General features: G+C 51.4%; 12 protein-coding genes. 2 read left to right on the forward strand and 10 right to left on the reverse strand.

What is annotated here, in order from left to right:
- Positions 1-56: 56 nt before the first annotated feature.
- Positions 57-476 carry a DciA family protein gene (locus LVJ85_RS09475; RefSeq protein ID WP_244739261.1) on the reverse strand — a complete coding sequence of 140 codons (420 nt, stop codon included), beginning with the start codon at positions 474-476 and terminating at the stop codon, positions 57-59.
- A 184-nt stretch (positions 477-660) separates the two neighbouring features.
- Here LVJ85_RS09475 and secA point away from each other — a divergent pair, with 184 nt between their 5' ends.
- The gene (gene secA / locus LVJ85_RS09480; RefSeq protein WP_244739267.1) at positions 661-3,417 is read left to right on the forward strand and encodes a preprotein translocase subunit SecA; all 2,757 of its coding nucleotides are present in this window, start codon (positions 661-663) and stop codon (positions 3,415-3,417) included.
- Between the two features lie 796 nt (positions 3,418-4,213).
- Here secA and LVJ85_RS13475 read toward each other — a convergent pair.
- From LVJ85_RS13475 to ung, 7 genes are all read right to left on the reverse strand, one after another.
- Positions 4,214-4,693: a hypothetical protein gene (locus LVJ85_RS13475; RefSeq protein WP_370686955.1), complete on the reverse strand. Its 480-nt coding sequence runs from the start codon at positions 4,691-4,693 to the stop codon at positions 4,214-4,216.
- A 6-nt stretch (positions 4,694-4,699) separates the two neighbouring features.
- Positions 4,700-4,819, reverse strand: coding sequence for a hypothetical protein (locus tag LVJ85_RS13480; RefSeq protein WP_370686956.1), 120 nt, complete (start codon positions 4,817-4,819; stop codon positions 4,700-4,702).
- Between the two features lie 723 nt (positions 4,820-5,542).
- Entirely contained in the window at positions 5,543-6,022 is a 480-nt protein-coding gene (locus LVJ85_RS09490; protein WP_244739277.1) for a copper chaperone PCu(A)C, read from the reverse strand.
- Positions 6,023-6,101: 79 nt separating this feature from the next.
- A complete protein-coding gene (locus LVJ85_RS09495; protein WP_244739280.1) occupies positions 6,102-6,506 on the reverse strand; it encodes a diacylglycerol kinase in 405 nt (134 codons plus the stop codon).
- 6 nt (positions 6,507-6,512) lie between these two features.
- Positions 6,513-6,935, reverse strand: coding sequence for a diacylglycerol kinase (locus LVJ85_RS09500; protein WP_244739282.1), 423 nt, complete (start codon positions 6,933-6,935; stop codon positions 6,513-6,515).
- On the reverse strand, positions 6,904-7,860 hold the full coding sequence (gshB, locus tag LVJ85_RS09505) for a glutathione synthase (RefSeq protein WP_244739290.1): 957 nt from the start codon (positions 7,858-7,860) through the stop codon (positions 6,904-6,906). The genes LVJ85_RS09500 and gshB overlap by 32 nt, the downstream gene beginning before the upstream one ends.
- 81 nt (positions 7,861-7,941) lie before the next feature.
- Positions 7,942-8,601, reverse strand: coding sequence for a uracil-DNA glycosylase (gene ung / locus LVJ85_RS09510; RefSeq protein WP_244739299.1), 660 nt, complete (start codon positions 8,599-8,601; stop codon positions 7,942-7,944).
- A gap of 255 nt (positions 8,602-8,856) precedes the next feature.
- On the opposite strand from ung, the gene LVJ85_RS09515 reads away from it, so the two are divergent.
- Positions 8,857-9,684, forward strand: a complete 828-nt coding sequence (locus tag LVJ85_RS09515; protein WP_244739313.1) for a YadA C-terminal domain-containing protein — start codon at positions 8,857-8,859, stop codon at positions 9,682-9,684.
- A 112-nt stretch (positions 9,685-9,796) separates the two neighbouring features.
- On the opposite strand, the gene ppk1 is transcribed toward LVJ85_RS09515, so the two are convergent.
- Both ppk1 and LVJ85_RS09525 read right to left on the reverse strand, forming a co-directional pair.
- Positions 9,797-11,854 (reverse strand): polyphosphate kinase 1, encoded by a 2,058-nt coding sequence (gene ppk1 / locus LVJ85_RS09520; RefSeq protein WP_244739321.1) that lies wholly within the window; start codon positions 11,852-11,854, stop codon positions 9,797-9,799.
- 339 nt (positions 11,855-12,193) lie between these two features.
- Positions 12,194-13,321 (reverse strand): M14-type cytosolic carboxypeptidase, encoded by a 1,128-nt coding sequence (locus tag LVJ85_RS09525; RefSeq protein WP_085363865.1) that lies wholly within the window; start codon positions 13,319-13,321, stop codon positions 12,194-12,196.
- Positions 13,322-13,396: the final 75 nt, after the last annotated feature.

The raw sequence follows: 13,396 nt of genomic DNA on the forward strand, positions 1-13,396 counted from the left end.
TAAAAGCGTTTTCAAGAATAACAACAATAATAAGTTCAAAACAAACGGCAATTTTGCTAACCGCCGTGTCTCTCCGCCAATTTGCGCAAAGCCTCCGCCAATTCAGGATATTGCTCCAACTGATCGGCAGTGCGCTTAAACCCTTCCACCGCCGCCTCGCTCAACACCAGTGTGTTTTTACGCACCGGCTCCGGCTGTTTCGGCACAATCTTCACACGCACTTCCCGAATATCCGAACGGATATTCTGCAACTGCGGCAGCAATCCCGGCGCAATCATACGCAAGCGCGACAAAGCCATATTATTGGCGGCCAACAAAATCAACACGCCCTCTTCCACACAGGCCGTCTGAAAATGCGGGCGCAGATTGGCAGGCATAATCTGCTTTATCTCCCTATCGAGTCTGCTCCACTGCTGCGACTGCTTGAGCAAACCCAGCAGCCGGCTGTCTTGTTTACCGAGTTTTTCCAAGTCCATTTTGAGTCAAACCGCCCGAGTGTTGTTTTCATTCAGTAAAGAAAAGTTGAAATTCAGTCAAACTGCCGCCATTTCAGACGGCATTGTAACCCTGCCAAACGGCTTGTGTTAAAATTCGGATTTAATTTTTTGCATCTTATTTATATTCACGGAACGCCCAAGCCGCTCCGCCACAGGAAATTCCATGCTTACCAACTTAGCCAAAAAAGTATTCGGCAGCCGCAACGACCGCCTGCTCAAACAATACCGCAAAACCGTCGCCAAAATCAACGCGCTCGAGCCTCAATTGAAAGAACTCAGCGACGAGGCTCTGAAAGCGAAAACACCTGAATTCAAACAACGTTTAGCCAACGGCGAAAGCCTCAACGACATCCTGCCCGAAGCATTCGCCGTGTGCCGCGAAGCCAGCCGCCGCGTACTGGGTATGCGCCATTTCGACGTCCAGCTGATCGGCGGTATGGTGCTGCACGACGGAAAAATCGCCGAGATGCGTACCGGCGAAGGTAAAACACTGGTGGCTACTTTGGCCGTATATCTCAACGCGCTTACCGGCAAAGGCGTTCACGTCGTAACCGTCAACGACTACCTTGCCTCGCGCGACGCCGGCATTATGGAACCGCTGTACAACTTTTTAGGCTTGAGCGTCGGCGTGATTGTCAGCGACATGCAGCCCTTCTTCCGTCAAACCGCCTACAATGCCGATATTACCTACGGCACCAACAACGAATTCGGTTTCGACTACCTGCGCGACAACATGGTAACCGACCAATACGACAAAGTTCAGCGCGAGCTGTCTTTTGCTGTCGTGGACGAAGTGGACTCCATCCTGATCGACGAAGCCCGTACCCCGCTGATTATCTCAGGCCAAGCCGACGACAACGTGCAGTTGTACCAAGTGATGGATCAAGTGCCTGCCCGCCTTATCCGCCAACAAACCGAAGAAGGTGCGGGCGATTACTGGGTGGACGAAAAAGCCCATTCCGTCGTTTTGAGCGAAGCCGGACACGAACACGCCGAGCGCATTTTGGCTGAAATCGGTCTGCTCCAAGAAGGCGATTCGCTCTACTCCGCCGCCAACATCATGCTGATGCACCACCTGATGGCGGCCTTACGCGCACACACCTTATTCCACAAAGACCAGCACTATGTTATCCAAGACGGCGAAATCGTTATCGTCGACGAATTTACAGGCCGTCTGATGTCAGGCCGCCGCTGGTCTGAAGGCTTGCACCAAGCCGTAGAAGCCAAAGAAGGCGTGGAAATCAAACGCGAAAACCAAACCCTCGCTTCGATTACCTTCCAAAACTACTTCCGCCTGTATCAAAAACTTTCAGGCATGACCGGTACTGCCGACACAGAAGCCTTTGAATTCCAAAGCATCTACGGCTTAGAAACCGTTATCATCCCCACCAACCGCCCGATGCAGCGTAAAGACTTCAACGATCAGATCTTCCGTACTGCCGAAGAAAAATACGAAGCCGTTATCAAAGACATCCAAGCCTGCTTCGATAAAGGGCAACCCGTACTCGTCGGCACAACCAGTATCGAAAACTCCGAGCTGGTTTCCGCGCTCCTCACCAAAGCCGGATTGCCGCATAACGTATTGAACGCAAAAGAGCACGAACGCGAAGCCTTAATCGTTGCCCAAGCCGGCAAACCAAGCATGATTACCGTTGCCACCAACATGGCAGGCCGCGGTACCGATATCGTGCTGGGCGGCAACGTCAAACATCAAAGCGACGCTATCCGTGCCGACGAAAGCCTGAGCGAAGAAGAAAAACAAGCCCGTATCAGCAAACTGGAAAACGGCTGGGAAGCCGAGCACAAAAAAGTATTGGCAGCAGGCGGCTTGCATATTATCGGTACCGAGCGCCACGAAAGCCGCCGTATCGACAACCAATTGCGCGGCCGTGCCGGCCGTCAGGGCGACCCCGGTTCCAGCCGTTTCTACCTTTCATTTGAAGACCCGCTGTTGCGCCTCTTCGCCCTCGACCGTGCAGCAGCGCTTCTCAACCGCCTCGCCCCTGAACGCGGCGTTGCCATCGAACACAGCATGCTCACCCGTCAAATCGAAGGCGCACAACGCAAAGTCGAAGGTCGCAACTTCGACATGCGTAAACAAGTATTGGAATACGATGACGTTGCCAACGACCAACGTAAAGTAATCTACCACTACCGCAACGAGATTCTGACCAACAAAGATGTCGGCGAATTGGCTCAAGCCATCCGAGAAGAAGTATTGGGCAGCTTGGTTGACAGCCACATGCCGCCCGACACCATGGAAGAAGAATGGGACATTCCCGCACTGGAAGCCCAACTGGCAAGCGAGTTCCGTTTGAATGCCGATATCCAAGGCTGGCTCAAAGAAAACAACACTTTGGACAACCACGACATCAAAGAACGTCTGATTGCCCAAGCAGAAAAAGAATATGCCGAAAAATCCGATTTGGTCGGCAAACAAAACATGAGCAACTTCGAGCGCAACGTTTTGCTGCAAGTAATCGACAACAACTGGCGTGAACATCTGGCCGCTATGGATTACCTGCGCCAAGGTATCCATCTGCGCAGCTACGCCCAGAAAAACCCCAAGCAGGAATACAAACGCGAAGCCTTCATCATGTTTGAACACCTGTGGAACGGCATCAAGCAAAACGTAGCATCTCTGTTAACGGCTGTCCAAGTCGAACAAAGCGATGACATCGTTGCCGATACCGAGCCGAAAGAGCCTTCATTCATGCAGGCCACCCACTCCGGCGCACCGTCGATGGAAGACGTACTGGGCGAATCGCGTGATGATCTCGCCACCGAGGCATTCGACCCCACAGGCAACGATTACAGCCCGGAAACACTTGCACAACAAGGCCGGTTTATCCACCGCAATGATTTGTGCCCCTGCGGAAGCGGTAAAAAATATAAACAATGCCACGGAAAATTAAGCTAAAACAAAACCATAGCTTTAAAAGCCTGCTTTGAAACAAAGCAGGCTTTTTTACATAAAGAATTTACCCATCAACGCCCGCATAATATTTGATTTCCCCATCTCAACAATGGCAAATCATGCAAACAATAACTGCAATTAAGCAACAGCAGAAAATACAATGATTTCCAAGTTGTATCTATCCCACATCTGCTTCTATCTATCTGATAAATATGGAATTATCTCTCTTAATTATCTGAAAATACTCCCCGCTGCAGCCTGTTTTCCAATATATCAACTACCATTTTCCCATTTAGAAACAAATCATTACAAGTTCATGAAATTAATACGTTTTAACCACCTAAAAATACATTTTGCATTTATATGCATAAGTGATATATTTACGCGATAACAAACTCACTTAAATTAAATTCTATACAAGAAAGGTTTTTATGCCTCACTATATCCGCTTGGCAATCTTGGCTCTGCTATACAACGTTTCAGTTCCAGCTTTTTCACACACCGCTGAAAACGCTAAAGATACCGCTAATGGATACTTCCCGGGCATGTTAATCGTTGAAAATGATTTTGTCCGCCTTCAAGATTGCACACGGCGTCAACATTATTCATTACTGCCATATAAAAAATACGGCTACGAAGCCATGGCCGAACTCATCAGCACACGCAAAAGCACACCTGCCAAAACACCTATTTATGTCGCGTTAAAAGGGGAAGTAGAATATTCGAGCGACAGCAACCCCACCAATACTTTTTTGGTTTCAGGCATTGAATCGATTAAAGTTGGAGAAAATTGCTACATTTATCCCGTTCCAGCCAAACCGGATGCAGAAAATAAAGTATCTACAATCACCACAAAACCAACCACCCCTGAATCAAACACCATTGAACAGAACCAAAACATTACGGAGCAAAATACGCCCGCTGTTACTGAGCCTAATGCTCCAACGGCTAAATCTGTTTCCAACATTTCGGAATCTAAAGCCAGCGTAACTGAACCCAAGGTCAGTGAAGCCCAACCTGAAGTCAGCGCAGCCCAACTTGAAGTCAGCGTAGCCCAACCTGAAGTCAGCATAGCCGAACCCGAAGTCAGCGTAGCCGAACCTGAAGTCAGCGTAGCCGAACCTGAAGTCAGCGTAGCCGAACCTGAAGTCAGCGTAGCCGAACCCGAAGTCAGCGTAGCCGAACCCGAAGTCAGCGTAGCCGAACCTGAAGTCAGCGTAGCCGAACCTGAAGTCAGCGTAGCCGAACCTGAAGTCAGCGTAGCCGAACCTGAAATCAGCGCAGCTCAACCTGAAGTCAGCGTAGCCGAACCCGAAGTCAGCGTAGCCGAACCTGAAGTCAGCGTAGCCGAACCTGAAGTCAGCGTAGCCGAACCTGAAGTCAGCGTAGCCGAACCTGAAGTCAGCGCAGCTCAACCTGAAGTCAGCGTAGCCGAACCTGAAGTCAGCGCAGCTCAACCTGAAGTCAGCGCAGCTCAACCTGAAGTCAGCGCAGCTCAACCTGAAGTGAGCGAAGCCCAACCTGAAGTGAGCGAAGCCCAACCTGAAGTGAGCGAAGCCCAACCTGAAGTGAGCGAAGCCCAACCTGAAGTGAGCGAAGCCCAACCTGAAGTGAGCGAAGCCCAACCTGAAGTGAGCGAAGCCGAACCTGAAATCAGCGTAGCCGAATCTACTCAAGGTATTGTTGATGATTCTTCAAATGTTGCCGACGCTACCGTTAACAATGAAGCAGATGCTTTACCCTCTTCAACAGAAGAACAATCCGAAGAAGAACAGGCTGACAACGGCTTTCCTGTAATGAAAGAACCGGTTTCATCCGGCATTCCTTTACCGACTTCTTCGATCAGAATGCCTGTTAAAGCAGAAAAGCAGGCATCTGTTGATACTTCACCTGAAGAGCAGCCCGATACAGAAAAACCGGACTCTGCTGATACCAATATCGACATAGCCTCTTAAAATATAAAAAGCTTTGCGCATAATCGCGCCAAGCTTGATAACGTATTTTTCCAATACCGTTTTATGATTTGAAGCAAGTGAAACAGCCGCTTTTTAAACAAAGCGGCTGTTTATATTTAAGGCCGTCTGAAAAAATGTTTTCAGACGGCCTTGGGTTAACACACACTCATGAATTAGTGGCTATGCTTGTGATCATGCCCGTGATGGTGGTGATCATGCCCGCCGTTTTTCGGTGCGGTTTTCACTTCCACTTCCACGGTTTTGGGTTTGGCTTTTTTAAATTTCAGAGTGAGCGGAAACTTATCGCCTTCTTTCAGCGGCGCTTTCAAGCCCATGAACATCACATGATACCCGCCCGGTTGCAGCTTGGTTTCTTTACCTTTGGGCAACGGAATGCCGCCTTTTACTTCGCGCATCCGCATCACGCCTTTGTCGTTGGTGTGGGTATGCATTTCAACACGGTCGGACACGGGGCTGGTAGCACCCACTAAAACATCGTCGCTTTTGGTTTCGTTTTTAATGTCCATAAACGCACCGCCCATGGTCATGCCTTCTACGGTAGCGCGTGCCCAAACATCGTCCACGTTGATATCCGCGGCAAATGCGGTGTGACACAAGCCGGCAAGCATTAATGCGCTCAGTAATTTTTTCATGCTTTACTCCTTCACTATTGAGATGTTGGAAAAACAATTCGGTTATACGGCAAAACAAGGTTTGGGCGTTTGACTTACATTAAAAAAGATTCAATCCATATTCGCGCCAAATCGCCATAAACCACAACACAACCAGCAAAACCAAGGCCAACATCTGCGCCGCCGAACCGGCATCTTTAGCCCGTTTGGCCAGCTCGTGGCGGGCGGTGGAAGTATGGTCGACCGCCGCTTCGATGGCGGTATTGAACAACTCCACAATCAGCGATAAAAACGAGGCAATGATAAGCATCATGCGGGTTGCAGGGCCGAAATCTAAAACAAAAACCAACACCGGCAAGATACCGTTTAGCCATATCAATTGGCGGAATGCACTCTCGTGCCGATAGGCTGCGCGCAGGCCGTCTTTGGAATAACCGGCGGCGTTGATGATGCGTTTGACCCCGCTTTTGCCTTTAAGTTTTCGCGCATATTCTTCATTTGACATGATTGTTTATCCTGTTAAAGCCATCATCCACAAAACGGCCAATGCCGCCAATGTAGTATATTGCGCCGCCGAGCCGACATCTTTGGCTTTTTTAGCCAGCACGTGCATTTCTTCGGAAGTATGGTCGACGGCGGCTTCCAAACCGGTATTAATCAATTCGACCACGATAGACATCGCCGACACCAGCACCAATATCATTTTAACGGGCAAGGTAAAGTCTGCAAAAAACAGCCCGGCGAACAAAGCGGCATGAATCCACAAAAGCTGGCGAAACCCCTGCTCTTCGCAAGCCGAACGCACGCCGTCGGCGGAATAGCCCAACGCCTTGATGATGCGTTTGATTCCGCGGCTGCCTTTCATAGAAGCAGCATAAGTTTGCGGCTTATGCTCCATGTTTTCAGACGGCCTCAGACCATTCGGCCACGGCATCGGCAAACATAGCGGCCACATCGAAGCCCTTCTGCTTCATGATTTCCTGAAAACCGGTGGGGCTGGTTACATTCACTTCGGTCAGATAGTCGCCGATTACGTCCAAACCGGCCAACAAAATGCCGCGGCGTTTCAACTCGGGTGCAAGGGTCTCGGCGATTTCGCGGTCGCGGGCGGACAGTTCCTGCGCCACACCGCGCCCGCCGGCAGCCAGATTGCCACGCGTTTCACCCTGCTGCGGAATCCGCGCCAAGACAAACGGTACCACTTTGCCACCGATAACCAGCACGCGTTTGTCGCCGTGCACGATTTCGGGAATATAACGCTGCGCCATAATCGTGCGCGTATCCATCTGCATCAGGGTTTCGAGAATGCTGCCGATATTGGGGTCGGTTTCGGTCAGACGGAAAATGCCCATGCCGCCCATACCGTCGAGCGGTTTCACGATGATGTCGCCATGCTCTTTCAGAAACGCGCGCACATCGGCGGAGCGGGTCGATACCAAAGTGGGCGCGGTAAAGCGGCTGAAATTCAGAATCGCCAGCTTCTCGTTGAAATCGCGCATGGCCTGCCCGCTGTTAAACACTTTCGCGCCTTGCTGCCCGGCCAATGTGAGCAACTGGGTGGCGTAGAGATATTGCATGTCAAACGGCGGGTCGGTACGCATAATCACGGCATCAAAGTCTTTTAAGGCCGTCTGAACTTTATCGGCGGCTTTAAACCATTGTTTATCATCATGATCTAATGCAACAAACTCAAACGCCGCAGCCTGAGCCGTCACCACGCCGTTTTTTACCGCCAATTCGCTGCTCAAGGTGTGCGACAAACGCCAACCGCGCATGGCCATTTCGCGCATCATTGCATAAGTGGTGTCTTTATAAGTTTTAAACGTCGCCATCGGGTCGGCGATAAACAAGATGTTCATGAACTTTCCTTATCATCTAAACGGCTTCATCATGCCGCATCGAGGCCGTCTGAAACTTTCAGACGGCCTCATTCGTTTTGGCTATACCTGCCAGTCTATCGGCGTTTCGCCGTACTCTTGCAAGTAACGGTTGGCTTGCGAGAAATGGCGGCAGCCGAAAAAGCCGCGGTGCGCCGACAAAGGCGAAGGATGCGGCGAAGTCAGCACAAGATGGCGGCTGCGGTCGATAAACGCACCTTTTTTCTGCGCATGGCTGCCCCACAAAAGAAACACGATATGCTCGCGGTGCCCGTTTAACTGCGCAATCACGCGGTCGGTAAACTGTTCCCACCCCAAAGAAGCATGCGAATGCGCCTGCCCCGCACGCACGGTCAGCACCGTATTCAGCAGCAGCACGCCCTGCTCCGCCCAATGTTGCAGAAAACCGTGGCGCGGAATCTGAAAACCGGCAATATCGTTCGCCAATTCTTTATAGATGTTCACCAACGACGGCGGAATCGCAATGTCCGGCCGCACCGAAAACGCCAACCCGTGCGCCTGCCCCGCACCGTGGTAAGGGTCTTGCCCCAAAATCACCACTTTTACTTGGTCGAACTCAGTCGCTTTAAACGCATTGAACACATCGGAAGCAGGCGGATAAACAATTTGCCCGCCTTCGCGCTCCGCTCTGACCGTGTCCAAAATACATTGGAAATAAGGCTGCTGTTTTTCCGACCCGATAGCATCGTGCCAAGTTTGCATGAGCCGCTCCGTTTCACCAATCAAAAATAAGTGGCTGCATTATAGCAAGAGAGGCCGTCTGAAAAAGCAAAGGTTTCAGACGGCCTTGCCAACAATTTTAAAATGAATAAATAAAATAATAATATTCAAAATGTTATCAACAAAAATATCAAAATTTTTTCCATTTCCGTAAGAAATCGGCATATCTGCCGTCCAAACACCATATCCCGGGATTCAAACAAACGCTTATTCCATATTTATTGTGAGGTAGTTATTATGAAAACCCAAAAAACCGCTTTGCTGGCTTCCGTAACCGCAGCCGCACTTGGTATTTTCGCAGCGGGCAACGTGTATGCTGACGATCAACTGTCTGCCAAAGTCGCCAACAATTCCGAACGCATCAACAATAATTTAGCTGTAATTAACTCGCAGGCAAACCTTATCGGCGAAGCCCAGCGCAATATTAAAACCAACCAAAACAACATCGCCTCCAACCTGAACGCCATCCAAGAGCAAAGCAAGCAAATCTTTGACACAGGACGCTATGCCAGAGAAAACCGCGAACTGATCAATGCCAACACCAAAGTCATCAACACCAACAAAACGGAAATCGAACGGATCTCCAAAGTTGCAGACCCCCAACTGGCTGAACGCGTAGAAAATAATACCCAACGCATCAACGCCAACGTTGCGGTACTCAACACTCAGGCGGGGCTTATCGGCACAGTGAACAGCCGTTCCCAAACCAACCAAAACAACATCGCATCCAATCTGAACGCCATCAACGCCAACAAAGCGGCCATCGAACGCATCGGTACCCAAAACGCCGCCAAACTGAAACAGATTGAGCACAAAGTCAACAACATCGACAAAGAAGTCAAACGCGGCCTCGCCTCTCAAGCAGCCTTAGCCGGCCTGTTCCAACCCTACAATGTCGGCAAACTGAATGTTTCGGCCGCAGTGGGCGGTTACCAATCCGAAACCGCCGTGGCTATCGGCTCCGGCTACCGCTTCAACGACCACTTTGCCGCCAAAGCCGGCGTGTCTTTGAACACCAAAGGCGGCGACGCTTCTTACAACGTCGGCTTTAACTTCGAGTGGTAATCTCTAAAGTCAACAGCGGGCAGCAATGCCTGCCTCGGGCTTCCGATATAAAGACAGGCCGTCTGAAAAACTTTCAGACGGCCTCTTTGCTTCTCTCAAATCACCAAATACTTCACACGCCGTATTCCGACCACAACTGCGCCTGCAAGCTGGATTCGGCTTCGCCTTCTGCGGGCTTCGCGCGGACATAGCTGCCGTCGGGCTGCATCAGCCACGCTTTGCGGCTGTCTTTCAACGCCAAGGTTAAGCCTTCGCGGATCACGCGGGCTTTCAAGTCCGGCTCTTCGATAGGGGTGCAGGTTTCGATACGGCGGAAGAAGTTTCGCGCCATCCAGTCGGCACTGGAAATATAGGTGTTTTCTTCGCCGTCGTTGAAGAAATAATACACACGCGCGTGTTCAAGCTGCGGACCGATAATGGAGCGGACACGGATATTGTCCGACAAGCCCGGCACTTCGGGGCGCAGCGCACACATGCCGCGCACGATCAAGTCAATCTGCACGCCCGCCGCACTGGCTTCGTACAATGCTTCGATAACGCCCGGCTCGATCAGCGAGTTCATCTTGGCGATAATCCACGCGGGGCGACCCGCCTGCGCGTTACGTTTTTCGCGCTCGATGCTTTCCATCACCATCGGATGCAGGGTAAACGGGCTTTGATACAGCTTGTTCAAGCGCCCGGGCTGACCCAATCCGGTAATCTCCATAAACAGCGTGTTAACGTCGGCGGTAATGTCCTCGTCGGCAGTCAGCAAGCCGAAGTCGGTGTAAATGCACGACGTGCCTTGGTGGTAGTTACCCGTACCCAAATGCGCATAACGCTTGAGCACGCCCGCTTCGCGGCGGATGACCAGCGCCATTTTGGCATGGACTTTATAACCGAATACGCCGTACACCACATGCGCGCCGGCATTCTCAAGTTTCTGCGCCCAGCTGACGTTGTTGGCTTCGTCGAAACGCGCCATCAGCTCCACCACCACCGTCACGATTTTGCCGGCCTCGGCAGCACGCAGCAAAGCTTTCACCAATTCGGAATCGGTGCCCGTGCGGTAAATCGTCATTTTGATGGCGACGACATCGGGATCGGAGGCGGCTTCCTGAATAAACCGCACCACCGGCTCAAACGACTGGTAAGGATGATGCAGCAGCACGGGCGCTTCGGCCACCGCCGCAATAATCGACTTGCCTTTGCTCAAACGTTTAGGAACCCCCGCCGTGTGGGGCGGGAACTTTAAATCGGGGCGATCCACCATATCCGGCACCGACATCAGACGCACCAGATTTACGGGGCCTTTTACCTGATACAGGTCGGCAATATCGAGGTCGAAATGGCTGAGCAGAAATTCGTAAATGTGCTTCGGACACGTTTCCGCCACTTCCAAGCGCACGCCGTCGCCGTAGTGGCGGTCTTGCAGTTCGCTTTGAATCGCCGTGCGCAGGTTTTGCAGATCTTCTTCGTCAACCGTCAAATCGCTGTCGCGCGTAACGCGGAATTGGTGGCAGCCGCGCACTTCCATGCCGGGGAACAATTTGCCCACATACTCGTGCAGAATCGAAGATAAAAACACAAAACCGTCGTCGCCGTTACAAATTTCAGACGGCAGCTTCAACACACGCGGCAAAATACGCGGCGCCTGAACAATCGCCATGCCCGATGCGCGGCCGAAAGCATCCGTGCCGACCAGCTCGACGGCGAAGTTCAACGATTTATTCAAAGGACGCGGGAAAGGATGCGACGGATCCAAACCGATGGGCGTGAGAACCTGCAACAGCTCGCGGTCGAAATAATCTTCAATCCAAGCACGCTGCTCGGGCGTCCAGTTGCGGCGGCGGTAAAAATGGATGCCTTCTTTGCTCAGAGCTGGTTGCAGCTCTTCGTTAAACAAGGCATATTGTTCGCGGATCAACTCGCGCGCCGCTTGGGCGGTCAGCTCGATCGTTTCCGCCGGCGTTCTGCCGCTGTCGAGAATCAGATGCGGATTCTGCTTGTGTTCGCGCTTGAGATAAGCCATGCGCACTTCGAAAAATTCGTCCAAATTCGATGAAACGATGCACAAGAAGCGCAAACGCTCCAATAAAGGCACGCGCGTATCCTGAGCCTGAGCCAACACGCGGCGGTTGAACTCCAGCAGGCTCAGTTCACGACAGAGTAAACGGTTTTGATCAGGCATGGTACTTTCCTCAATATCCTGTAATGGTGCAACAAAATAGATAAATTATATCAAGTATAACGTTTTTTTCAGACGGCCTCATAAGCACGGCGCAAAAACCGAAGCTTTTGTCATATCGCCGGGATTATAAAAGTAACGTTCGCCTTCATGGCAAAAAATGTTTATTCATATCATAGGTATAGATAATCGAAGATTCAAAGCTCTTTCTACTTCGCTGTGAATATCAAAGAAGCTGAAAAAACTTAGGCCGTCTGAAATCATTTCAGACGGCCTTTATAAAAGACAATCGGTCTATCGGCACTCGGTTTGTAAAGCCGAAGCAACTGCCTTTTTCAAGTTTTAACGCAGGTCGGGCAGCACATTTAACACGGCCGACAAAACCGCTTCGCCCAAACGCAGCGAGCGCTGGCCGTTCCAGCCGAAATCGTCGTCGGGCAGGTTGTCGTTGTCTTTAAACGGCATTTCCAGCGTGTAGGCCAAGCAGCGGAAGTTTTCGCCGACCCATGCCGTCGCCATGCTCATGTTGGCTTGGCCGGGCGCATCTTTTTCATAGCCGTGCTCGTCTTGGAAATCAGGGCTTGCGGCGGCAAACGCTTGTTTGAACTGCGTTTCCAGCGCGGCAATACGCTCATCATAAGAAGGCACACCTTCGGTGCCGGCCACAAACACAAACGGAATGGCTTCGTCGCCGTGAATGTCTAAAAACAAGTCCACGCCGGTTTCGCGCATTTTTTCACGCACATAATACACTTCCGGGCTGCGCTCGATGCTCGGTTCCAGCCATTCACGGTTGAGGTTGGCACCGGCGGCATTGGTACGCAGGTTGCCCAACACCGAGCCGTCGGGGTTCATATTGGGCACGATATAAAACGTGGCGCGGTCGAGCAAAGCGCGGGCGGTCGGGTCTTGCGGGTCGAGCAGGCGGCCCAGCAGACCTTCGATAAACCACTCGGCCATGGTTTCGCCGGGATGCTGGCGGGCGATAATCCACACTTTCAAATCGCTGGCCACTTGGTTGCCGATGGTAAGCAGGTTGATATCGCGGCCTTGTACGGTGCTGCCCAAGTCGTCAATCTGGCACAGGCCGCTGCCTTGTGCATCGCCGAGCAGATTTAAATGCTGCTCGTGCGAATACGGTTCGAAATAAGCGTAATAAACGCTGTTGGCCAGCGGCGTATGCTCGATGGTAAACACGCCGTTTTCATAGCGGGAAGGCACGCGGAACCAATTGCTGCGGTCGTAAGAAGCTACGGCCTGATATTCTTCCCAACCGGCGGGGTAGGCGGATGAAGCGGCGTTTTCAAAGTGCATCACACAATTTTGATAGGCTGCGCCCTGCAAACGGAAATAAAACCATTGGGCGAAATCGGAAGCATTGTCGGGGCGCAGGTTGAGGCGGATATTGGCAGGGTCGCTCAGGTCGATCACGCTGACGGAGCCTGCGTCGAATTGGGTGCTGATTTTCATAGAGATACGTTTTCCTGTTCGGAACTTGATTGATTCGTTAAAACATTATTGTAAACGGTTTCACCACCAGCGTCT

This window comes from Neisseria sp. Dent CA1/247, from assembly GCF_022870825.1.
Classification (GTDB): Bacteria; Pseudomonadota; Gammaproteobacteria; order Burkholderiales; family Neisseriaceae; genus Neisseria; species Neisseria zoodegmatis.